Source organism: Clostridium beijerinckii (assembly GCF_008705175.1).
Classification (GTDB): Bacteria; Bacillota; Clostridia; order Clostridiales; family Clostridiaceae; genus Clostridium; species Clostridium beijerinckii.
Genome location: NZ_CP043998.1, coordinates 2,855,878 through 2,880,152, shown reverse-complemented (window position 1 = coordinate 2,880,152; position 24,275 = coordinate 2,855,878). Strand labels below are relative to the sequence as shown.

Annotated in this window: 22 protein-coding genes and 1 riboswitch; of the genes, 6 read left to right on the top strand and 16 right to left on the bottom strand. The window is 28.1% G+C overall.

All coding sequences use genetic code 11. The features are described from left to right. Positions 1–186: 186 nt before the first annotated feature. Positions 187–1,479, top strand: coding sequence for an NCS2 family permease (locus F3K33_RS13015; protein WP_039770939.1), 1,293 nt, complete (start codon positions 187–189; stop codon positions 1,477–1,479). 156 nt (positions 1,480–1,635) lie between these two features. Here the strand turns inward: F3K33_RS13015 and F3K33_RS13010 are convergent, their stop codons facing one another. The 9 genes from F3K33_RS13010 to F3K33_RS12970 form a co-directional block, all read right to left on the bottom strand. Next, positions 1,636–2,244 (bottom strand): NUDIX hydrolase, encoded by a 609-nt coding sequence (locus F3K33_RS13010; protein ID WP_039770937.1) that lies wholly within the window; start codon positions 2,242–2,244, stop codon positions 1,636–1,638. A 225-nt stretch (positions 2,245–2,469) separates the two neighbouring features. Continuing rightward, positions 2,470–4,377 (bottom strand): bifunctional 4-hydroxy-3-methylbut-2-enyl diphosphate reductase/30S ribosomal protein S1, encoded by a 1,908-nt coding sequence (locus F3K33_RS13005; RefSeq protein WP_039770935.1) that lies wholly within the window; start codon positions 4,375–4,377, stop codon positions 2,470–2,472. Positions 4,378–4,390: 13 nt separating this feature from the next. Continuing rightward, on the bottom strand, positions 4,391–5,044 hold the full coding sequence (gene cmk / locus F3K33_RS13000; protein ID WP_039770933.1) for a (d)CMP kinase: 654 nt from the start codon (positions 5,042–5,044) through the stop codon (positions 4,391–4,393). A 92-nt stretch (positions 5,045–5,136) separates the two neighbouring features. After that, positions 5,137–6,354 carry a BaiN/RdsA family NAD(P)/FAD-dependent oxidoreductase gene (locus F3K33_RS12995; protein ID WP_023976902.1) on the bottom strand — a complete coding sequence of 406 codons (1,218 nt, stop codon included), beginning with the start codon at positions 6,352–6,354 and terminating at the stop codon, positions 5,137–5,139. Between the two features lie 85 nt (positions 6,355–6,439). Then, positions 6,440–6,943, bottom strand: coding sequence for a preQ(1) synthase (queF, locus tag F3K33_RS12990; RefSeq protein ID WP_012058753.1), 504 nt, complete (start codon positions 6,941–6,943; stop codon positions 6,440–6,442). Positions 6,944–6,966: 23 nt separating this feature from the next. Beyond that, positions 6,967–7,641 (bottom strand): 7-cyano-7-deazaguanine synthase QueC, encoded by a 675-nt coding sequence (gene queC, locus F3K33_RS12985; protein ID WP_039770931.1) that lies wholly within the window; start codon positions 7,639–7,641, stop codon positions 6,967–6,969. A gap of 71 nt (positions 7,642–7,712) precedes the next feature. Then, positions 7,713–8,306 carry a GTP cyclohydrolase I FolE gene (folE, locus tag F3K33_RS12980; RefSeq protein ID WP_023976901.1) on the bottom strand — a complete coding sequence of 198 codons (594 nt, stop codon included), beginning with the start codon at positions 8,304–8,306 and terminating at the stop codon, positions 7,713–7,715. Positions 8,307–8,395: 89 nt separating this feature from the next. After that, positions 8,396–9,064 carry a putative 7-carboxy-7-deazaguanine synthase QueE gene (queE, locus tag F3K33_RS12975; RefSeq protein WP_023976900.1) on the bottom strand — a complete coding sequence of 223 codons (669 nt, stop codon included), beginning with the start codon at positions 9,062–9,064 and terminating at the stop codon, positions 8,396–8,398. A 12-nt stretch (positions 9,065–9,076) separates the two neighbouring features. Then, positions 9,077–9,505 (bottom strand): 6-pyruvoyl trahydropterin synthase family protein, encoded by a 429-nt coding sequence (locus F3K33_RS12970; protein ID WP_012058749.1) that lies wholly within the window; start codon positions 9,503–9,505, stop codon positions 9,077–9,079. A gap of 354 nt (positions 9,506–9,859) precedes the next feature. Here F3K33_RS12970 and F3K33_RS12965 point away from each other — a divergent pair, with 354 nt between their 5' ends. Then, positions 9,860–10,819 (top strand): DUF1189 domain-containing protein, encoded by a 960-nt coding sequence (locus F3K33_RS12965; protein WP_039770929.1) that lies wholly within the window; start codon positions 9,860–9,862, stop codon positions 10,817–10,819. 303 nt (positions 10,820–11,122) lie between these two features. Here F3K33_RS12965 and F3K33_RS12960 read toward each other — a convergent pair whose 3' ends face one another. The 6 genes from F3K33_RS12960 to F3K33_RS12930 form a co-directional block, all read right to left on the bottom strand. After that, complete coding sequence (locus F3K33_RS12960) at positions 11,123–11,644, bottom strand: metal-dependent hydrolase (RefSeq protein ID WP_039770927.1); 522 nt, start codon at positions 11,642–11,644, stop codon at positions 11,123–11,125. 150 nt (positions 11,645–11,794) lie between these two features. Next, complete coding sequence (locus F3K33_RS12955) at positions 11,795–11,983, bottom strand: FeoB-associated Cys-rich membrane protein (protein ID WP_017211632.1); 189 nt, start codon at positions 11,981–11,983, stop codon at positions 11,795–11,797. 78 nt (positions 11,984–12,061) lie between these two features. Further along, a complete protein-coding gene (feoB, locus tag F3K33_RS12950; RefSeq protein ID WP_039770925.1) occupies positions 12,062–13,870 on the bottom strand; it encodes a ferrous iron transport protein B in 1,809 nt (602 codons plus the stop codon). 53 nt (positions 13,871–13,923) lie between these two features. Next, positions 13,924–14,148 carry a FeoA family protein gene (locus F3K33_RS12945; RefSeq protein WP_017211634.1) on the bottom strand — a complete coding sequence of 75 codons (225 nt, stop codon included), beginning with the start codon at positions 14,146–14,148 and terminating at the stop codon, positions 13,924–13,926. Positions 14,149–14,758: 610 nt separating this feature from the next. Continuing rightward, entirely contained in the window at positions 14,759–15,577 is an 819-nt protein-coding gene (locus F3K33_RS12935; RefSeq protein WP_039770923.1) for a C40 family peptidase, read from the bottom strand. A gap of 34 nt (positions 15,578–15,611) precedes the next feature. Further along, on the bottom strand, positions 15,612–16,526 hold the full coding sequence (locus tag F3K33_RS12930; RefSeq protein WP_039770921.1) for a S66 peptidase family protein: 915 nt from the start codon (positions 16,524–16,526) through the stop codon (positions 15,612–15,614). Positions 16,527–17,346: 820 nt separating this feature from the next. On the opposite strand from F3K33_RS12930, the gene F3K33_RS12925 reads away from it, so the two are divergent. The 4 genes from F3K33_RS12925 (at position 17,347) to F3K33_RS12910 (ending at position 21,294) form a co-directional block, all read left to right on the top strand. Next, entirely contained in the window at positions 17,347–17,754 is a 408-nt protein-coding gene (locus F3K33_RS12925) for a GtrA family protein (protein ID WP_039770919.1), read from the top strand. Positions 17,755–17,898: 144 nt separating this feature from the next. Continuing rightward, a complete protein-coding gene (locus F3K33_RS12920; protein ID WP_039770917.1) occupies positions 17,899–19,635 on the top strand; it encodes an ATP-dependent metallopeptidase FtsH/Yme1/Tma family protein in 1,737 nt (578 codons plus the stop codon). A 50-nt stretch (positions 19,636–19,685) separates the two neighbouring features. Then, a riboswitch (glycine riboswitch) is annotated at positions 19,686–19,772 on the top strand. 149 nt (positions 19,773–19,921) lie between these two features. Then, the gene (locus tag F3K33_RS12915; protein WP_023974678.1) at positions 19,922–20,524 is read left to right on the top strand and encodes a trimeric intracellular cation channel family protein; all 603 of its coding nucleotides are present in this window, start codon (positions 19,922–19,924) and stop codon (positions 20,522–20,524) included. A 167-nt stretch (positions 20,525–20,691) separates the two neighbouring features. Next, complete coding sequence (locus F3K33_RS12910; protein ID WP_039770914.1) at positions 20,692–21,294, top strand: DUF2238 domain-containing protein; 603 nt, start codon at positions 20,692–20,694, stop codon at positions 21,292–21,294. A gap of 97 nt (positions 21,295–21,391) precedes the next feature. On the opposite strand, the gene F3K33_RS12905 is transcribed toward F3K33_RS12910, so the two are convergent. Beyond that, positions 21,392–23,857 (bottom strand): bifunctional diguanylate cyclase/phosphodiesterase, encoded by a 2,466-nt coding sequence (locus F3K33_RS12905; RefSeq protein WP_039770911.1) that lies wholly within the window; start codon positions 23,855–23,857, stop codon positions 21,392–21,394. Between the last annotated feature and the right edge of the window lie 418 nt (positions 23,858–24,275).

The following is a 24,275-nucleotide window of genomic DNA, read 5'->3' as shown; positions in this document are numbered from 1 at the left end:
ATATATTCTTCAAAATTTGTGATTAAACATTATTTTATTATTCTCATGCAATACTATGGAGTATAAATGAATTGTATAAGATTTCAAGCTATATATAAAAGTTGACATAAATGATAATGATGTTATAATTAATATGCGCATTTTGGCGTGGGAGGGTGAGGGAGTTATGAAAGATAGGTTGAAAGGATGGAAAGATTTTTTAAATTAAAAGAAAACAATGTTACAATTAAAAGCGAAACTATAGCAGCGCTGACTTCTTTTGTTGCTGCAGTTTACATCATTATCGTCAATGCCAGTATATTAAGTGATGGTGGCATTTCTATGGAGCCTCTAATCATCGCTACAGCAATATCATCAGCTGTAGGTTGCTTGTTAATTGCTTTAATAAGTAATACTCCACTTATAATTATGCCTGGTATGGGAATTAATGCATTATTCACATATACAATAGTTCATACTCTAGGCTTAAATTATTGCCAAGCATTAGCTTCAGTTTTTGTCTCAGGATTAATATTTGTACTTATAGCAACAACTCCATTATCAAAGTTTATTATTGAAGCTATTCCTCAAAATTTAAAAGAATCTATTACAGTAGGAATTGGTTTATTTATAACTTTTGTTGGATTTCAAAAATCTAAAATTATAGCATCTGATTCTTCTACTATGTTAAAACTTGGAGATATTACAAGTATTCAAGTACTAGCTTTTATATTCATAATGATTCTAACATTAATTTTATTCCTTAAAAATATACCTGGAAGCTTTTTAATTTCAATTATAGTCGGAACTATATTTTGCATAAAGCTTGGTATCGTTGAAACACAAGGTATAAGTTATACTATGCCAAATTTTAATGAATATAGTAATATACTTTTCAAATTAGATTTTAGTGGAATAAATACAATTAAATTTTGGGTTGGAACATTTTCATTAACTTTAGTACTTGTTTTTGAGAATATTGGGATACTTCATAGCCAGGTTTCAGGAATACTAAAAAAATCAGACAAAACCTCTAACGCTATGATAGCAGTATCATTATCTACAATTGGATGTGCACTTTTTGGTTCAAGCCCTTCTGTATCAACAGTTGAAGGAACTGCAGGAATAACAGCTGGAGGACGAACAGGTTTAGTTTCATTAATTTCTGGTATACTATTTCTTCTATCAATTTTTTTTATACCGTTTATTTCTATCATACCAGATGTAGCTTTAGCTCCTATTTTAATTATAATAGGCTGTTTAATGAGTCAGAACTTAAAGAATTTGAACTTTAATGATTTAAGCGAACTATTCCCTAGTTTTATGACAATAATATTAATTCCATTAACATATAGCATTGTTGATGGTATAGCATTAGGCTTTATATTGTATCCTATTTGCAAGCTGTGTTATAAAAAAGGAAAAGAAGTATCTATTCTGATGTATTTTACATCATTTATTTTCTTATTATATTTCGGTTTAAATTCAGTAATTAAATAATATGAAAATATATGAATCCATATATTTCAATTAATTTTATACACTCTAAACTTAATTAAAGACTCTGTTTATTAGATCTTTAAGCGTAAATTTATTATCTACAAAAACTTATAATAAAAAACTGGTCTACACTTTTTTGTGTAGACCAGTTTTTTATTATTGAAATACTTTTTTTCCTAGCAAAGCAAAACTTTGAAGGAGCAAAAAACATTTAATGTCAAATTTCTCCTTACTCTGTATAAGTTCTTTAGCTTCATCTTGAGATATTAGAAGTGCCTCAATACATTCATCGTCTTCAAGGTGTTCATCACTTATTTCGCCTTCACAAGTACAATAAACCATAGCTAACGATTCATCTGTCATTCCTGCAGAAACATACACCTTATCAAGACTCTTATTATTGATAACTTCAACTAACCTAAGACCTGTCTCTTCCTTTAGCTCTCTTTTTATTGTACTAATAGAATCTTCCCCTGGATCGATGAGACCTGCCGGTAATTCATAAACATAATCATTAAGTGGTATTCTAAATTGTCTTATTATAACAATCTTATTTTCATCTTTATGGTATGCTGCAATTATTGCACCATCTGCCGTATCTTCTTTATTTTCAAAAAATTGTTTTTGTATAGTTTCATTATTTTTTCTGGATGCTATTGTCCACGTTCTTATATTTCCAACTTTATTTTCATACTCTGCTTCATATAAACTCAAAAACTTAGTCTCTACTAAAGATTTTACTTTAGTAACTTTATTTTGTTTCATAAGTATATAGCCTCCTAACAATTAAAATTTAAATATTACGAACTTTAGATATCCAATAATCATTACGCATAGTAATATTATACTTCAATTTTTTACCTTATGCATATAATTAAAATCTACGTATACATTACCTATTTCTAGAGTTAAAATAATTTCATAAAAATTATTTTAACTCTACATAAAAAACAAAAAAGTAGAAGAAAATATTCCTTCTACTTTTTTGTTTTATACATCTTTTATACTTAAGCTTATTCTTTTATTTTCTTCATCAACACTTAATATCTTAGCTTTAATTTCTTCACCAATTTTTAAAACTTCAGAAGGGTGCTCTATTCTATTATGAGATATCTTTGATATATGAACTAACCCATCTACTCCTGGCTCCAATTCTACAAAAGCACCAAAATCATTTAATCTAACTACTTTACCAAGTACAATAGACCCTTCTGGATATTTTTCTTTAGCATTATCCCAAGGCTTAGCTACAAGTTCTTTAATGCTTAAAGATAGCTTTTTAGCTTCCTTATCAAGACCAATAATCTTAACATCAATAATTTGACCTTCTTTTAATACATCACTTACCTTTTTGATATGATTCCAAGAAATTTGTGATAAATGTAATAATCCATCTATACCATTGACTTCCACAAAAGCTCCAAAGTCTGTAAATCTTTTTACTTCACCTTTTATAACATCCCCAAGATTAAAACTCTCCCAAGCTTTTGCGTCTTCAGAATTCTTGCTTTCTTCTAATAAAACTCTTCTTGAAGCAACTAATTTTACAGGATTCTTTAGAGAAAAATCTATCAATTTAACTTCTAATTTCTTCCCAACATATTCACTTTTATCTTTAGTAAACTTTATGTCAATTTGTGATGCTGGAATAAATATTCTAGCTCCCTTATAATCTGCTACTATCCCTTTTTCTCTAGCTTCTTTAACATTAACTTCAAATGTTGTTCCTTCTGAATATATTTTTTCAAGTTCTTTAAAAGCTTCTTCTCTTTCATATTCTAATCTTGATAATACTACATACCCATCATTATTTTGTAGTTTTATAACTTTTGCATTAATAGTATCACCTATATTAAGTTTATCTGCAAATGTTAGTGGATCTTCTTTTGCAGATAACTCTGTAAATGGAATCACTCCATCTGACTTGTATCCAACAAGTGAAACTATAACTGAATCTCTAGTCTTTGAAAGTATTTCTCCTTGTACCTCATCGCCAATAACAAATCTTTTGTCTAATTCGTTCATTAATGATAATTGATCTTCAAAATTATTATTTTCTGTGTTCATAATATCTAGTACCTCCCTAATAATCCAATCTGGTGTTGATGCACCAGCTGTAACTCCTATTTTGTTTATATTATTATTTTTTATAAAACTTATTGGTAGATCTTTTGCGTTTTCAATATGAATTGTATTTTCACAATTTTCTTTAGCAATTTGATATAACTTAGTAGTATTCGAACTATTTTTTCCGCCAATAACTATCATAGCATCTGTTTTTTGGGATATTTTATTCGTACTTCTTTGTCTAACATCAGTAGCTGCACAAATTGTGTTAAAAGCTAATATTTCTCTTGCATAACTTAAGTTTTTCAGTGTTTCTTCCCAATTCTTCATCTTTTCAGTTGTTTGAGATACAACACATACCTTATGCGGCATATTTTCTTCATCAAAAGTACCATCTTTAGTGATAATTGCTTTATCATCACACCATCCATTAATTCCAATGACTTCTGGATGATTTTTATCTCCTAATATTACTATATGATATCCTTCTTTTGAATATTTCTTAACTTTTTTTTGAATATTAGCAACAAAAGGACAAGTCGCATTTATGACTTTTAGTTCCTTTTGTTCAAGTGTATCTAAAACTGTTTCAGATACACCATGAGATCTTATAACAATAGTATCCCCTTTATTTAATTTATCTATTTCTTCAAATTCTATAGAAAATATATTATTTTCTTCTAAATATTTTACTACATCATTATTATGTATTAAAGGACCTAAAGTATAGATTTTCGAATTATGTTCTTTTTGAATCCGTATAGCTTCATTTACAGCTCTTTGAACTCCAAAGCAAAAACCTGAATTTTTTGCTAGAATAACTTTACTCATTACTATCTCCTTGTTACTTTCCTTTTCCTATGTACTCTGCAATTACATTAACAACACCATTAATGTCTAAATTAGTAGAATCAATCTCAATTGCATCCTCTGCTTTTTTCAGCGGATCTGTAGCCCTATGAGTATCCTTATGATCTCTATCTATTATATCTTTTAGTATTTGATCATAAGAACACTCTATATTTCTTTCTTGCAATTCTTTAAATCGCCTAGTTGCTCTTTGTTCTGGACTAGCTGTTAAGAAAAACTTAAAATTTGCATCTTTTAGAACAACGGTTCCAATATCTCTTCCATCCATTATTACACTAAATTTGCTTGACATTTCTCTTTGAAGTTTTACAAGAATAGCTCTAACTTCCGAAATACTAGCATATCCAGATACAATACTACTTATGTTTGGAGTAGTTATTTTATCCTGTATATTTTCGCCATTTAAAATCAAATCATCATTTTCAAAATGCATTTCCATAGTTTTTATTATATTACAAATTTCTTGAACATTTTCTGGTTCCAAGTTTTGTTCTTGTGCTTTTAGCGCCACAGCTCTATACATTGCTCCTGTATTTATATACATAAGATCAAACCTCTTAGAAACCAATTTTGCTATAGTGCTTTTTCCTGCTCCAGCCGGTCCATCTATTGCTACTGAAATTTTCAAAACTTTCTCCTCATTTCCAAATCCTATAAATTTATGCCTTCATTAAGATTATATAATTTTTTACCTTTCCAAACAAGGAAATATTTTTTATATCAAATATTACTTCCTGCTATAAATCCTGTAGAAAAAGCTATTTGTACATTATAACCACCTGTAAAAGCATCTACATCCATAACTTCTCCTGCAAACGAAAGATTTTCTATTATTTTAGACTTCATGGTAGACGGATCAATTTCTTTTATATCTACACCTCCTGAAGTTACAATTGCTTCATCTATAGGTCTTAATCCTTTTATATCAAAGCTTAAATCCTTAATAGCATTTACTAAAGTCTTTCTTTCCTCTCTCGTTATTTCATTTACTTTTTTATTTTCTAATATTCCTGAGTTATTTATAATCACGGGAATTAATTTTTGTGGTAATAACTCGTCTAAAGAATTTTTGAAATCTTTATTTAAATATTTATTAAAATCCTTTTGGATACGTTTATCTAATTCTCCTAAATTTAATGCAGGTTTTAAATCTATATGCAAAGTATATCTTTTTCCTTTTTCTATAAATCTACTTCCACTTAATATAAGGGGCCCTGAAACTCCAAAATGGGTAAATAACATTTCACCAAAATTCTTATAAACTACTTTCTTGTCATTTTCTTTAATTATAACTTCCACATTTTTTAATGACAGCCCCATCAATTCTTTTGTTTTGGAATCAACAACTTCTATCGGAACAAGAGCTGGCATTAATTGAGTAACATTATGGCCAAGCACACTTGCAAATTTTTGCCCTTCTCCTCTTGAACCAGTAAGTGGATATGATGCACCACCTGTCGCAAAAATAAAATGATCTCCATATAATCGTTCTTCATTATTAATTTCTACTGCTATAATTCTATTACTTTTAAATTCTATATTAGTAACCTTTGACTTTAATCTTATTTTTACATTAGTTCTACTTAAAGCGTTTGATAATCCTCTTATTATATCTGAAGACTTATCAGATTCTGGGAAAACTCTGTCTCCTCTTTCGATTTTTAATTTAATTCCTTCGTTTTCAAAAAAATTCATTGTATCATTATTGGTGAAACTATATAATGAACTATAAAGAAAATGAGGATTACCTGGAATATACTCAAAAAACTCAGATATATCTTTTGCATTTGTAACATTACATCTGCCTTTTCCAGTAATAAAAAGCTTTTTTCCAATTCTTTCATTACCATCTAATAATATTACATCATGTTTCTTTGCTGCTTGTATAGCAGCCATCATTCCTGCAGGCCCTGCACCTATAACAATTACTTTACTCAATTTAAATATCAGCTCCTTAATAAAAATGTATTGCAGTCATTGCTTTGCTAATTAATATAAATCATTTATGCAATACATTAGGTTATTATCTATTATCTACTTTCTCAGGATACATATCATGATTCATCATTCTATAATTAGCCATATCCTCAAACTTAGTTCCTTTCATTCCATAATTACAATAAGGATCTATACTTATACCACCTCTTGGTGTAAATTTTCCCCATACTTCAATATATTTTGGATCCATAAGTTTTATTAAGTCTTTCATTATAATATTCATACAATCTTCATGAAAATCTCCATGATTTCTAAAACTAAAAAGATATAGTTTTAGCGATTTACTTTCTACCATCTTTATGTTTGGTATATAACTTATATAGATTGTTGCAAAATCTGGCTGCCCTGTAATTGGGCATAAACTTGTAAATTCAGGGCAATTAAATTTTACAAAATAATCATTATCTGGGTGTTTATTTTCAAAAACCTCTAATACTTCAGGGGTATATCCATAATCATATTTTGTTCCTTGATTTCCGAGCAATGTTATCCCCTCAAGTTCTTTTGATTTTCTTCCACTTTCACTCATTGTTCTTTCTCCTTAAATTCATTTTATATTTTATATTTTATATTTTTATTTTTCTTACTTTCTAAATACTTATCTAAACCATTTTTTCTAAGCTTACAAGCAGGACATTCCCCACAACCGTCGCCAACAATTCCTTTATAGCAAGTAAGAGTCTTTTCTCTTATATAGTCTAACTTGCCAAAATCATCTGCCATCTTCCATGTCTCAGCTTTATCTATCCACATTAATGGGGTATGAACTACAAAATTATAATCCATTGCTAAATTTAAAGTTACATTAAGAGATTTTATGAATATATCCCTACAATCAGGGTATCCACTAAAATCAGTCTCACACACTCCTGTTACTATATGTTTTGCGCCTTTTACTTTGGCCAATACTCCTGCAAAAGTTAAGAATAGCATATTACGACCTTCAACAAATGTTGATGGAAGGGAACCATTTTCTCCAGCTTTTATTTCTATATCATTTCTTGTAAGCGCATTAGGGGCTAATTGATTAAGAAGCCCCATATCTAATATATGATGCTCTATTCCTAACTCCTTTGCTATACTAGTTGCACACTCTATTTCTTTTCTATGTTTTTGATTATAATCAAAAGTTACCGCTATAACCTCATCGAATTCCTTTAATGCCCAAAATAGACATGTAGTAGAATCTTGTCCTCCACTAAATACAACTACTGCTTTATTACTCATATTCAAAACCTCCTAAAATAAATTAATTAAATAGAAATATACCAAAGCACTACTGCTTCTTCGTTCGTTACTTATCTCATAATTAGTAAAGCTTCTTGTCTTAGTAGATCATTAGTTTGAAATTTTCCTGTAAAAGTAGTTGTTGTAGTCAATGTTCCAGGTTTTTTTATTCCTCTTGAAGTCATACATCCATGCTCTCCAGTTATAAGTACACCAACATCACTACTTTTTGTAACCATAGAAACTATTTCTGCTATATCTGTTCCAATACGTTCTTGAAGTTGAAGTCTTCTCCCAACCATATCTGCAATTCTTGAAATTTTACTAAGACCAATTATCTTATCTTTTGGTATATATACTACTGTAACCTTCATATTATACATAAGCGCTAAGTGATGTTCACAATAACTATGAATTGGTATCTCCTTAACCACAACCATATTATTATGAGTTTCTGAGTCATAATCTTCATTCTCAAATGTGGTTCCAAACGCTTCTGCTATTTCTCTGTTTGAAAGTGTCATTCCTTGAAAAACTTCTTCATACATTTTTGATACCCTTTTAGGTGTATCTAGTAATCCTTCCCTATCAGGATCATCTCCTAAAGCAACAATAATTTCTCTTATACATTCCTCTATCTTTTTTGTATCTATCTTCTTTGGCATAACTTAAGCCTCCTTGTATTTCTAAACCTTTTATAAAAATAAAATTTACTATAAGCTAGTCTATATTATATATAATAACCACTTAATTATTAAACTCCGCGTGCATTTTTATCCCAGATAATTTTATGTAATTGTACTTGCAATCTTACTTTATTCAAATTTTTATCTTTCATAAATTCTACAATTTCTTGCATTTCTATATTTCCCGAAACTGGACTCAAATAAACAAAGCATTTTGATGTTAAATTGTGCTTACATATTATTTCGTATGCTATTTGTAAATCTTCCTTACTTCCTATCACAAATTTATAAACATCATTGGATTCTACAATACTTAAATTATTGAAATCCATTCTATCCATCATATTACTGCTAGGAAGTTTAAAGTCTACAATATAGCTGATATTATTATTTATAAATTTATTTTTAAAAGTTCCTATGTTAACAGCACCATTTGTTTCTATATGAACTTTTAAGTTATCATCTGAGTTCAAAAGTCCTAGTAATTCATGTATATTTTTTTGAATAAGTGGCTCTCCACCTGTTAAAGTAACATTAGTAACTTTATTTTCTTTTATATACTTGTAAATTTCTTCCGCAGTTAGAACTTCTGAAGTATTTTCTTTATCCCATGAATAAGTCGTATCGCACCAAGAACATCTTAAGTTGCAACCTTGAAATCTTATAAATGTTGCAAGTTCACCAGAAGTAGGACCTTCCCCATCTATTGATAAAAATTTTTCAATTATATTAAACATAATTTCCCTCCATTAGTCCTCTGTATAAATGCAGCTATTATTAGGAGTTTCAAATAATTCTACTTCACACACTGACAATCCTTTAGCTTTTAATCTATTAAAAATATCTCTAGACATTTCTTCTGCTGTAGGTCTATAGTCAACTAAATAAATGTTGAAATTATTTTGTAGTTCTTCCAAATTCTTAACCAAAGCTTTCCCATCTTCATTATTTTCAATAATTAATTTATGGTCAAAAGTTTCTGCAATCTCTTTTAATATGTTTTTAAAATTTCCGAAATCATCTACCATTCCCCTAAGCTGACCATCTTGATGTAACTTTTCAGATTTTAGTTTTGCAATTAATTTATATCTATGGCCATGAATGTTAGAACATTTTCCTTCATACCCACTTAAATAATGCGCCATATCAAATTGTACTTCACTTTTTATTTTAAACATATTTTTCTCCTCACATAATTTCTATAAAATTTTCGAAATCAGTTTTATAAGGCTTATCCATAAATTAACTTTCCATTTAAATATAAAAAAGATTAATTTTGTAACATCTAATACTAGCGCAACAAAATTAATCTTAAATTAAAATAATTCAAAATTAAAATGCCTAGTTTTTTTTAATGACAGGATGGTCTTAATGAACTGTCCGTATTTAATTTTTCATAAATTTTTTTGATATTGGTAATGATAACATATTTCATTTAATTATGCAAACTTTCTATTGTATTTTTATCCAATGTGTTATAATTATCAAGAATCAGTTAAATTTATCTAACTTTTCTTTTAGGAGGTCTTTTTTTGAAAAAAATAATGGGATTTAAAGATAAATTCGCTTATAGTTTCTTTAATTTTGAAGCATACAGCGAATTCTTAGCACAAGGGCTTAGAAAGTCAATATTATATGTTTTTCTTGTTACATTACTATTTTCAGTAATAACTAATGTTAAGGAAATAAATATGATTGCTAGCGAAATATCGGTAGTACAAAATGATCTTTCAAATAATGCACCAAATTTTGAATTTAAGAATGGCGTATTATCTGTTGATTCAGATGAAACTATTTACAATAAACATGAAGGTGATTTTCTATTTTATTTAATATCAAGTTTTATTGGAAACATAAATACAGTAAATTCACTTGACTCTGATGCCATAAGTATTCAGGACAACCTTGAAAATGATTCCTCAACTTTTAGTATCGATGACTCAATGCTCAGCGTAAGTACTGATCAATCAAATTATTATACTTTTATTATTGATACTAAAGGTAAAACTGACAAAAATATTCTAAATTCTTACAAAGATGCTGTATTTCTTGATTCTAATAACATATATCTTAGAAAAGATTATAGAACAGTTGGAACTATCAACTTTTCTGATTTTTCAAGTATAAATATTAATAACGAAAATTCAGGATACTATCTTTCCATAATTAAAATACTTACACCGATAGTTTTTTTTGTTGTTAATCCTATTAATTCCTTTATTACTAATTTGATTTTAGGATTCTTAATATTTGGTCCATTTGCTGTTTCTATAGGTTCATTTATGGGAGTAAAACTAAAATACTCTAGAGCTTGTACTTTAAGTTTCTATGCGATGAGTTTACCACTTTTACTTGAAGCCTTAATACATGTTGCTGGAATAATAATGCCAGAATTTTTCCTTATATTCTCCATTATTACATTAATCTATTGTAGCTTGGCCATAAGAGAAATTAAAAATAGTGATAAATCTGAATTGAATTTTATGAAGTAAAATTATATTATATGCTATTAAATTCTTAAAATATGCTATTTGTTGTTTCCAACATAATGCACCTTATAAAAATATCCTAAAGATTTACTAATCAATCTTTAGGATATTTTTATTCTTTAGGGAATTATAATGCAATTAAATCTGTTGATAACTTTATAGTAGTATATTTTACTAGGGTTAATAACTATAAAAGAATAAAAAACAAATCATATTCGCCTGCCAAATTTTTCTCACATGCGTTCGAAAAGGCAGATGCGTGAAAAAAATCTTCAACTCCACAGTCGCCTGCGATTTTTTTATATTTTATCTATGAGTGAATGTAAATATTGAAGTTATGTGAAGCATGTCAAGTAGCATTACTATATTAATACATATAAGCATTCCACATAATATATCCTCAATTTTACTATTTGTCTTTATCATACAAATAGAAAACCTCTTTTTACTAAACGGGTAAAACCATGGCAATCCTCCAATCGTTAGGCTATCTAGAACTAAATGAGAAAATATTCCTAAGAATATCCCCTTTATTCCAATTAACATAAGCTTATCTGTAAACATACCAATGGCAGTCGAATATAAAAACAAATATACAAGTGGCGCATGAAATAACTTTCTATGGCCAGCCAATTTATTTATTGCTTTTGATACCCCTTTAGTTTTTTTCCCAATATAACTATTTCCATGATCTATATCTGGGAATATACTACCAACAAAAGCTCCTCCAAGTAATACTGCCGTAGACATAAGTGGTATATTTGCCAATTGGCAATTCGTATATAATCCTACTAGTATTCCACCATTTATATGTGTTTTGTAATTCATTTTTTAATTCCTACTTTCGGTTTCTTATTTTATCTTAGGTTTAAATTTCTTCATTTTGTTATTATACTATAAATCATTTTATAGTTTAAAGAAAAATCCACTAAAACGCTATGCTTTTAGTGGATAAGTTTATATATTTAATATTTTTTATTATTGATTATTAGGCTTATTTGTTTGAACAATTTTTATACCTGTATTACTTTTGTCTGAACAGATTTTCTCAGATTTACAGCCCTTACATCCACAGTTGCATTTTCCTTTTGAAGAATTCTTAAAAGATTTAAAGATTATAAATCCAGCAAAAGAAATTATTATAATCGTGATTAATATTTCTATCATTTAAGCTTCACCTACCTGCTATTATAAAAGTATGATTTAAGTCTTGATAATGATACTTAATCATATTCTTAACAATTATTAAAAAAACAAACTATTCATTTTTAAAAATAAATGCACAAGGTTATAAAGAAAACCACCCAAATTAAATACTAAGAAAGAAGCAATCCATGCGACAATTAACTGAAAGAAAATTGAAAACAAAGTTAATTTATTTCCATATTCTTTTTGCATCGTACCAATTGTTGATATACATGGAGTATATAGTAGTATAAAAACTAAAAAAGCATATGCAGAAATATTAGTGAAATGAATTGGTAAAATCACCGATAAATCCCCTGCAAAAATTACTTGCATAGAAGCTAAAACTGATTCTTTAGCTAATAGTCCTGAAAGTAATGATACTGCGGATTGCCAATTACCAAAACCTAAAGGTTTAAAAACTGGTGCGAGAACATTGCCTATTGATGCTAATATACTATCATCAACTTGATTCACCATACCATGAAGATTAAAGTTAGATAAAAACCATACTACTACGCTCATTGCAAAAATAATAGTTGCAGCTTTTTGTAAAAAACCGCTAGCTTTATCTAATGTTTGTTTATATATAGATGATATTTTAGGCATCTTATACTCAGGAATTTCAATTATAAAAGGTTCTTCATCTTTTTTGAAATATGTATTTTTGAATAAAATACCAAGCAAAAATGCTACTAAGACTCCAAGTAAATATAGTGAAGATACCACTAATCCTCTATGAGATTCAAAGAATACAGCCGCGAATACAGTATAAACTGGAAGTCTAGCGTTACATGACATAAATGGAACTAGCAATGCTGTAAGTTTTCTATCTTTTTCACTTTCTAAAGTTCTAGCAGTCATAATTGCTGGAACTGTACATCCAAAACCTATTATCATAGGAATAAAAGCTTTTCCAGAAAGCCCCATCTTTCTCATCAATTTATCCATCATAAATGCGACTCTAGCCATATAGCCGCTATCTTCCAAAATAGTTATACATATAAATAATACTAATATTATTGGAAGCAACACTATAATTCCTCCAACACCTGAAATAATACCATCTACAATTAGAGAACTAAACCAATCAGAAGAATTGGATAATAGTTGGTGAGCAGTCGGTATAATATTATTATTTAAAAGGTCATCTAAGAAATCCGAAATCGGTTGTCCAACCCAAGAAAACGTCAACTGAAACATTAAAGCCATAAGTAAAAGAAAAATAGGGTATGCTAGAACTGGATGTAGAACAAACTTATCAAGTTTCTCAGTAACACTTTCTTGCAAGTTTTCCTTTATTGCCACACACGATTTTAATACATTTTCTATAAATTTATACGCTTCTTTTTCAGATGAAAAATCAAACTTTCTATGATTCAATGGTTTAGTAAAGTTTCCTTCTTTAAGTCTTTCCTTAACTTTATCTACTCCTATATTTTTTCCTGCAATAATTGGAATTACTTCAACATCTAGTTCTTTAGACAACTTATCATAATCAATAACAATTCCTTTATTTTCACAAACATCAATCATATTTAAGGCTAATATTATGGGTTTATTAAATTGTTTAAGTTGAGTTGTAAGATATAAATTTCTATTTAGATTAGATGCATCAACAATATTTAATATTAAATCAACATCACCTTCTTCTAAAAATTGCTTGGACACTTTTTCTTCATTTGAGAAAGTGTCCATTGCATATATTCCCGGCAAGTCAACAATTTTTATACTTTCAAAAAGAAAACCCTCTTTTTTATCTACAGTTACACCTGGCCAATTACCAACATACTGATTAGAGCCAGTGAGTAAATTATATAATGTAGTTTTTCCTACATTAGGATTACCAAGTAAAGCTACGTTTATCATTTATTTAAGTCTCCCCTATTTTGCTAATAATTAAAATATTTAAGCCCCAATTATTATAATTTTTTTAATAGTATATTCTTAGCATCCTTTTTTCTAATAGCTAAATCAAAACCTCTAAAGTTTATAATAATTGGATCACCAAGTGGTGCTGTTCTCCTAAGTTCAACCTCAGTTCCTTCGATGCATCCTAACGCAAATAATCTCTTAACTAATTTTGAATCTCCTTTAATAGATGAAATTATTCCTTTCTCCCCCGGATTTAAACTGCAAATACTCATAATAATGACACCTCCTAAATGAAATTATTTATCATATAATTAAGAATATCATTATTGTCTATAATAATCAATATGAAATTGGTATATTTACTCATATTTTTAATATATTTAAGTTGCTTTTTTCTCATACAGCAATGCGAAATTAATTTGCATACAATTTAGCACAAATAATATTTTAGATCAAACAATCAATTGTATATATTTAGCAATTTATATTGCTATTCTATTACTTATGATTATATAAATCAAATATATAAGTATATTTAGAAAAATTGCTTAAAATTTATAATTATTTGATTTTCTATAAATAGATATATTTCAAAATTATTGATTAAATTACTAACTATTTCAAATATTTCAATGATCATTTTATTTAAAAATTAATATTTATTTAAGTACTTAAAAAAGGCGCCTTAATATTACAAATAGGCACCTTTCTTGAAATCTTTTTACTATTCTTTGATCTCGCTAATTATATGCTTTGATTCACTATAAGAATTTGCTAATTGTTTAAGTGGCGAATCATAAGGATTTATCCATCCTCTGTTAACAGCTCTTTGCATTGCTAATGCATTATACCATCCAAATTACATAATTTATGAAATCAGTTTTAAAATATACTTCCAAATCGTTTTAAACTTCTATCTAGATCTTCATTATAGTCATTTGAATTTTTATTAAAACTATTTATTTTTACTACATCATTACTTGTTGATGAATGTATATATTTGCCATCGCCTAAGTACATAGCAACATGTCCTGGAAAAAATATTAGATCTCCTTTTTTTATTTGCTTAAATGTTATTTCTTTAATAGGAAAACCTTCTTTAATCTTTGCATCTCTATAAATTAGAATCCCATTCAACATATATGCCATAGAGCAGAGGCCCGAGCAATCGATTCCAAGAGGAGTTTTCCCTCCCCACCTATACTGTGTTCCAATATAGGATACAGCCGATGATACTAAATTATTCCTAAGACCTTCTTCATCATTTATATCATAACCGCTCTTCAAATTGGATATGAAACTACTTCTTATCCAGCCCATACTAAGATTAGGTAATATAACTTTTGTAAACTTATTATCTTTGCTGCATTCGTAGGTAGAAATTAAATTAGCTCCTCTTGTCAGTGTTGCAATTGGAAATCCAGATGCTTGCGGTTTATTAAGAATATCTGCAAAAGAATTAATAACTATTGAATTTTTTTCTGCTTCCCATTTTTCTGATAATTTATCATTTATTATTAAATAAATACCATTAATATATCCTTCGTAATTGTAGCGAGTTCTTACATAAAACCAATTATTAAATTCCTCCTTGAGTATTTCAACATTCATTCCAAATAGCACTTCATCTACGCTTTCTGAATTATTTTTTGGCTCACGTTTTAACATTCCTATAGTATTATTAACTATTGCATTTTTCATCAAATCACTCCAATGTATAATGTTTGATAATAAATTAAAGAATAACTATTTCGCTTCTTTCTCCATTTATCTTTACTCTTGCTCCTAATGGAATACTTATAGTAGGAGCACAATGTCCGCAAGCCAAATTATAAATTGTTGGAGTATTTTCTGGCTTTATCAATTCTTCAAATATCTCCATTAATGTTAAACTGTTATTCCCTTCTATTGGATCACAACCAGTCCATGAACCTAAAATAATGCCTGCAGCATCTTTAAATTTTCCACACTGTTTTAATTGAAGTAACATCCGATCTATTTTATATGGATATTCATCTACCTCTTCTAAGAATAATATCTTTCCTTTTGTATCTAGTTCATATGGAGTTCCCATAGATGATGCAACTAAAGAAAGATTTCCCCCAACCAATTTCCCTATTGCTTTTCCATTTACTAAAGTTTTTATTTCTTGTCCATCTGGATTTTTTAGTATTCCTAATGGCTTATCACTAAATATATTTTTTATAAAATAATCCATTGTATAATCATCTACACCTTTATAAAATTCGGTTGATATCATTGGAGTATGAAAAGTTATAAATTTACATTTTTCATTAAATACAGTATGAAGAGCTGTAACATCACTATATCCTGCAAAAACCTTCGGATTTCTTTTTATCATATTGTAATCCAGCATGCTCAAAAGTCTTCCTGCTCCATATCCGCCCCTTATTGCAAAAATACCTTTTATAGTCTTATCATCAAACATTTTATTAATATCATTTGCTCTTATTTCATCACTTCCAGATAAATATCCATGATAACACTTGCAACTTTTCCCTAAAACAACTTCAAACCCCAGCTCTTCCATAGCTTTAATTGAGGGTTTTATTCTATCTGGTTTTGTTGGACTTGAGGCTGCAATTAATCCTATTCTATCACCTTTCTTTAAAGGCCTTGGTCTTATCATATATATACCTCACTTGTATATTTTTATATTCAAATTTAAATAAAACGACCATTGTATTTAATATAGTTTACTAAAAATTACATGAATAATATTTTGCAATACAATGATATTTCATAATCATTTGCCAAATCTATTTAATTATATGAATAACCAATATACTTTATAATATATACTTAAAATTTTTGTAGACTCTAAGACTCTACGATGTAATATAACGTAGAAATATTACTATTGGAATGAACTTTTAAATAAAGCTAGTTCTTGAAATCTGTTCAGCGTTTATTCAGAAATAATGTATATAGTTAAAATATACATAAGTATTTTAGTAATCTATGTTTAGGTTAACGCTACTGCATATTAATATAGATTTACAATAAATATATCAATTTTATTGATATATTTGTTTAACAATATTATAGTTGAAGTAATATTGATTGCTGAATAAGACACTTCAGCCAGAGTAATTCGTTTCTTAAAAGGGTAATAAACAACTTTAATTTCTATAAGACTGATAGAGTATCTTTGCGTTGATATAATGGATAATCATTATAATTATAAACCTATTGACAAACGCTCTTTATAATCATTAATACAAGTTTATAGATACTAGCTTATTTTTAAGGGGATTGTTCCATTGGACTTATGTTAATTATAAGTTCATGGTTTCATCAATATGGTTTATAGTAAGCTTCAACTCTTATTCATTTGAATAATACTAAAATATATTCAGAAAATACATAATGAAATTAAATAAAAAATAAGATTTCTCATCTTTACTAAATTAATTAGCATAGATGAGAAAATTTGCAGGAGGAAACTTATGGATAATATAGTTCAAAAATTCAAAAACACTTTCTATACAAAAGAATTTGTTACTTTTTTAATAATAGGGGTTATAAATACATTTAACGGAACTGTTTTTTCTTATATATATTCAAGTTTTTTAAATGAGAATATAGCATTTATAGTTGGCTATATTTCGGGTTTGATTATATCGTATTTATTGAATAGTCTTATAACTTTTAAAGAAAAACTACAATTAAATAAATTTATAAAATTTGCAATATCCTATATCCCAAATTTTATTATCCAAAATATAGTTGTAATAATAGTTTTTAATTTCATGGGATTAAATAAACTTATTGCTTATTTATTAGCCGCAATCATAGGCGTTCCAATCACATTTATATTAATGAAATTTTTTGCATTCAGAAAAAAAATTGATTGAGTATTTCTCCAAAAATTACATTGGTAAAATCAATGAAAGAAATTAGACTTCTAATTTTAAACCTGTATAATCAATATTAGGCTTACAAAATAAGTTATAAATATGTATGCCTTAAGTCATCTTTTAAGAAATTGGAGGTACTTAATGAATAAGATAAAAAAATACTATATTATTATTCCTATAATAACAGCTATCCTGTCTCTTATAGTAATGGTAGTAACATCAATAAATTCAAAGGTAGTTAATAAAGGTTATTCTTATTTTACTGAAGATCTTAATTCTAATAAAATATCAACTGTAATAGTTGATACTTCTCCTAAAATGACTGTAATACTAAATAGCGGTGATAAATACTCTACAGATAATCCGCATACTGATACTTTAAAAGAAAAGCTATTACTAAATGGAATAGAAGTTAAGGACGAGACCACTCCCCCTATTTCAAAAACTATTCCTTCTGGAATTTTAGGATTATCACTTTTTGCAATAGTTGCGATGCTTGTATATAAATCAAAAGGTGGCGTTTCTTCTGTAACATCGATGGAAATGCAAGATTTTAGCAAAGATAAGAAAGCAGCCCTAAATTTTGATGCTGTAGCTGGAAATGAAGAAGCTAAAGAAAGTTTAATGGATGTTGTAGATTTTCTTAAGAACCCAGAAAAGTATCAAAAGTATGGTGCTAGAATGCCAAAGGGCGTTATTCTTTACGGTGATCCAGGTACAGGTAAGACATTACTTGCAAAAGCAGTTGCAGGTGAAGCGGGAGTTCCATTTTATGCGCTCAGTGGTTCTGATTTTGTCCAAGTATATGTTGGAGTTGGTGCTGCAAGAGTAAGAAATTTATTTAAGAAAGCAAAATCTCAAGGAAAAGCTGTAATATTTATTGACGAGATCGATGCTATAGGTAAAGCAAGAGGTAATGGAAAAAACGGATCTAGTAACGATGAAAAAGATCAAACATTAAATGCGCTTTTAACTGAAATGTCTGGATTTGGACAAGAAGAAGGAATTGTAGTAATTGCAGCTACAAATAGACTTGATATGTTGGACAAAGCTCTTCTTAGACCAGGAAGGTTTGATAGACATATAGAAGTTGCATTGCCAGATGTTAATGCAAGAGAAAAGATCTTATCTCTTCATTTAAAGAACAAACCACATGAAAATATTGATATTAAAGATATAGCTAAAAAAACAGTATATTTTTCTGGTGCAAAGCTAGAAAGTTTAGTTAATGAAAGTGCTATATTAGCAGCCAAAGACAACAGTGATTATATAACTTATGACCATATAGAAAACGCATATTCTATAACTTTAGCTGGCCACGAAAAAAAAGAAAGAAGTTATCTTAAAGAAGAAGATAAACTTCTTACTGCATATCATGAGGCAGGGCATGGATTAGTTAATATGCTATTACTTCCACAGGATAAAGTTTCTAAAATAACAATTATACCGACAACAAAAGGTGCTGGAGGTTATACATTATCTATTCCTGAAGATACCAATTACCACAGAATAGATTATTTGAAAAATAAAATTAAAGTTTCACTAGGTGGTAGAGCTGCAGAAGAAATAATTTTTGGTAAAGATAAAATTTCTACTGGAGCGCATGGAGATATATCTCAAACTACTGATATTGCTTTAAAAATGGTTACTGAGTATGGTATGGGAGAAACCTTAGGGCTTATAAATCTATCAAGTGTAGGTCCTTTATATAGTAGTTATGGAAATTCTGTTATTGAAGAATGTAAAAATATTGTTAACGATCTATACAATGAAACACTGAAACTTTTAAATAAAAATAGAGCTTCTCTTGATAAGATTGCTATAGAATTATTAGAAAAAGAAACTTTACACGAAGATGAATTGAATAAATTAGTTTGACATGCTATTAAAACTAATTTATAATATTTCTGATTAATTATAGTAATCGTGTGACGAATTTGGGAGATGCTACAAGCAATGTAGAGCCGAAGGTGAAATCGCAACAAACTCTCAGGCAAAAGGACCGAATTCTGACGAAACTCTGGAAAGTCTTATGACACCCAAGAAGCAATCTTTTTAGTTAACTATTAAAAGAGAATCTTTCAGGTAAAATAACAGAGGCGAATTGTTTATGCAATTCGTCTATTTTTATGCATAAAATTTAATTGAAAGAGGTGTTTGATTTATGAATGATATTAATATATTGGAGTATCTAGGCATATTTGCATTTGCAGCATCTGGGGCTCATGTTGCAATTGAGGAAAAATTCGACTTATTCGGTATATATATTCTCGCTACTGTCACAGCTATGGGAGGAGGAGTTCTCCGTGATATTGTAACGGATGTTGGAATTCCATTATTTTTTGAAAACTATACAACTATTCCTTTTATCATTTTAGGTGCAACAATTCCTGTTATACTTCGTGGAAAACTAAAATATAATAATATGTTTGTGATAATAGATGCAATAGGGCTTTCAGCTTTTTCTGTCTCTTCTGGAATTAAAGCTCTTGAAAGTGGCTATAATTTAATGCTATTTCTATTTGCTACAAGCATTACTGGGGTTGGTGGAGGCGTACTTAGAGATATAATTACCAATAGAAAGCCTGAAATTTTTAAAACTGATGTTTACTGCATTGCATGTATCCTTGGTTCAATTTTACTGTGGTTTCTATATCCTCTTTTAGGAACTCATGTATCCCAGCATATATCATTAATCGTTATTTTTTCAATCAGAATGATTTGTTATATAAAAAAAATAAATCTTCCTGTAATTCATAAGAATTAATTATAGAAAGGCCTCCTACTAGAGTAAATTAATATAAAAGCAATTTACTCTAGGACAAGCCTATTCCTAAATGCACATATTTTTATATAAAAAAGGAAAAGATATCATTAGATTTAGACTCCCTATAAATATTTATAAGTATATACATTAAAAAGGGGTTGATTTTAATGATTAACAAAAGCAGTAAAATTGGCGTAATATTAGCAATATTACTTGAAATATTAATTATTATTACGGCTATTAGGACCGCCTCATCAAATCCGTGGAGTTATCTACTTTTTTTACTCTGGGATGCTATAAGCATATTTATTCCTTTTATCGTTCTTAAAGTTGCTAATTCTAACAAAATAACCCTTCCATCTAGTTTTTTATCAGCATCAATAATATTTATATTTGCTACTTTATATCTAGGAGAAACTTTAAAGTTCTATAGTATGTTCTGGTGGTGGGATTTATTTCTTCATGGTATATTTGGTGTATATGGGGTTATAATTGGAGTACATCTTTTACAGGGAATTATAGAAAAAACTAAAAATACAACCAAGGAAAAATTTTCTAAATTCACCTTAATATTTGCCTTTTGTTTCACAATTGCAATAGGTACCATCTGGGAGATATATGAATTCTTAGCAGATTATTTTTTTAAAACTGATATGACAAATGGAAGTCTTGAAGATACTGCAACCGATCTTATGATAAAGATTACATGTGCCTTTATTACATGCTTAATATATTATTTTTCTAAATTAAAAAAGGCAAATAATGTTTAACAACTTAATAAGTTCATTAAACATTATTTCCCCAAATACAAAAAGTATTATTAATTATTATTAAGTCAATCATTCTTAAATATAGGGTGCCTGAAAATCACCCTATATTTTCTTTTGGTTCTGAAAAATAATATCCCTGAGAATAATCTACATTCAAATCTTTTATTTTATTATATATTTCTTCTTCAGATACAAATTCTGCAATAGTTTCTATCCCTAACTCTTTTGCAAATAATACTATAGTCTTTGTAACAATTTCTGCTGACTTATCTTTATGAACATTTTTAATAATTGATCCATCAATCTTTATATAATCTACATTTAGCTTCATAAGATAGTTAAAATTTGAATAACCAGTTCCAAAATCATCAATTGCAATTTTTGATCCATATTTTTTTACTTCTTTTATAAATTCAGTAACTTCATTAAAATTTTCAATACCTTCCGATTCAACTATTTCAAATACAATCTTCTCAGGGTTTCGTACCTTCTTTAATTTTTTTATGATTAGGGCTCTAATTTCGCTGTTCATTATATCCTGAAGAAGAAGATTTATAGATATTTCATAATTAGTTTTATTTAAAACTTCAAAAGTTTTTTCTAGCATTATTATCGTTAGTTCTTTATATAATCCAGCTTTTTTTGCTATATCCAAGAAAAAATATGGAGATATAACTTTTCCGTTTTCATCAATCATACGAATTAAAGCCTCGCATTTCTCAATTGTCTTTAAACTATTATTAACTATTGGTTGAAAAAATGGAACTATTCTATTTTCAGCTATAGCATCTTTAATTTTTTTAGTCCATATTATATTTTCCTTGATTCCCTCATATATGTTAAGATCTTCCCTATATATTTGAAATAATTCTTTATTTTTTTTTGCATAATTTAAAGCCATTTCTGCTTTCTCAAATAATAATTCTTCTTCTAACGCAACTCCCATTACAATTGTTAAGAAAATCTTACCTTCTTCGTAAACGAAACATTGATTGTTTATTTCATTTTGTAAAAATTGTATTCTTGCAATGAACTCTTCTTTTGCTATATCACTACTTGCTATAGCAAATATATCTGAATTCACTCTGTAAGAATTTAATTTATTCTCATTACAGTAACAACTAATTAACTTAGAAATATCCTTCAATACCTTATCGCCTATTGTATTTCCATAAAAATCATTTATATCATTAAAGGACCTTATATCAACAATTGTAAGTTTAGTGTATTTTTCTACACACAAGTCATTAATTAGTTTATTTCTATTTTCTAAACCCGTCAACTTGTCCGTATAATATTGTTTTTCTAACTCATCTGTTTTTTCTTTTATTTTTTCCTCTAATTTTATATTTAATTGATTTAATTCTTCCCCAGTATTCTTTATCAGGTTGTATAATGCTGAATCCTCCTCATTAAAATAAGAGTATTCATCATCAATTTCTGATATAATTTTAATTCTTGCATTGACATCTTCTGAAAGTACTAATACGGTCATTGTTTCAGTGTAAAACATATTTTTATTATTAACATTATTAAATTCACCAAAGGTATAAAAACCACCTACAGATAAATCTTTAAACGGTATTATTTCCTTTGCATTTACTTTCTTAAATATATTTTTTCTTGAATCACATGAATATATTAATAAACTCTCACATGGGCACCTTGTAATCTCGCTATACATTTCCTTTGCACTTTGCAAAATCTCTCTTAAGTCACCAAAACCAATCCTTATTTTTTCACCAATATCCAGCTTTGTAGATATAAGCGCTTCTTCTGCATTTATGAATTTTAATATGTGAGCACTAAAATATCTGTTATTTCTTTTTACCATTAATGGGAACTTATTTCCCATACGTAGAATTTGATCATTATTGTTAGTACCTAAATACTTGTTATAAAATTCTTTTACTGATATAGTTCCTATCTTTTTTACTATGTTATCTTCTACCAATGTTATCTCGTGTTCTTTCCCTATAGGTATGCAATTAAAACTACTTCCGTTATTTACATTTAAAAATTCACCTTTTAATGCAACTGCAGCTACTGCGTTTTTTTCTACTCCCTCTTCTGTAAAAACATATGTTTCATACGCTGGATCGCTCTTCCCAGCAATTCCACCAGCTACCAGAACATGATCATTTACAGAATTTATCCCATTTAAAAGTTCCTCGCCCATAATGCTTGAATCGCCAAAAGATATTATTGCCTTCGTATCTGTACTAATTAGACAATTAGCTATTTTCACACCTTTACTAAAATCAGATATATTATCCTTAACTAAGATGGATTTAATTATGGTTTTCTCAAAAACACTTATGGAGATTATGCACTCCCGTTCAAATATATCTCCATTTAGTATTTCACCTGACGACGTAGCCCCAACTATTTTGCATTGAGGAATTAATAATTTTAAATTTCTTATTACTTCATTTATAAACTCTTTATTGCATATCCCAGAAAACACCTGTACTAATATATTATTATATTTCATTATGTCATTGCTATTTACATATAATTGTAAAGTTTTAAAGTCCCTATATTTAACATTATAGGTTTTCATAATTCACCTCAATAATCTGATATTAGATTTTTATACACATATATTCAATTATACCATTTAACGAGGTCTTATTCATTATTTTTCTACATAATTTAGCAGAATTTTCGTTTTGAATCATAAAAGTTAATACAACAATATTACATTTATTTATAATATTAAATAATTTGAGAAAGTTAGTCTTATTAAGATTATATTATTAGTATACTATGTACTATTAAATATTACATTATGCTTCCATTAACATATCCTTATAATATACAAAATTTATTATAAAACAAAAAGATATAAGCGAACATTCCACCTATATCTAAATTAATACATAGCAAATTCACTCTAAGCTTGTAATAATAAAATCATTATTATATTTTTTCTAAAAGTTCCTAAGGGTTTCATCCAATTGAATATTAACAATATTACA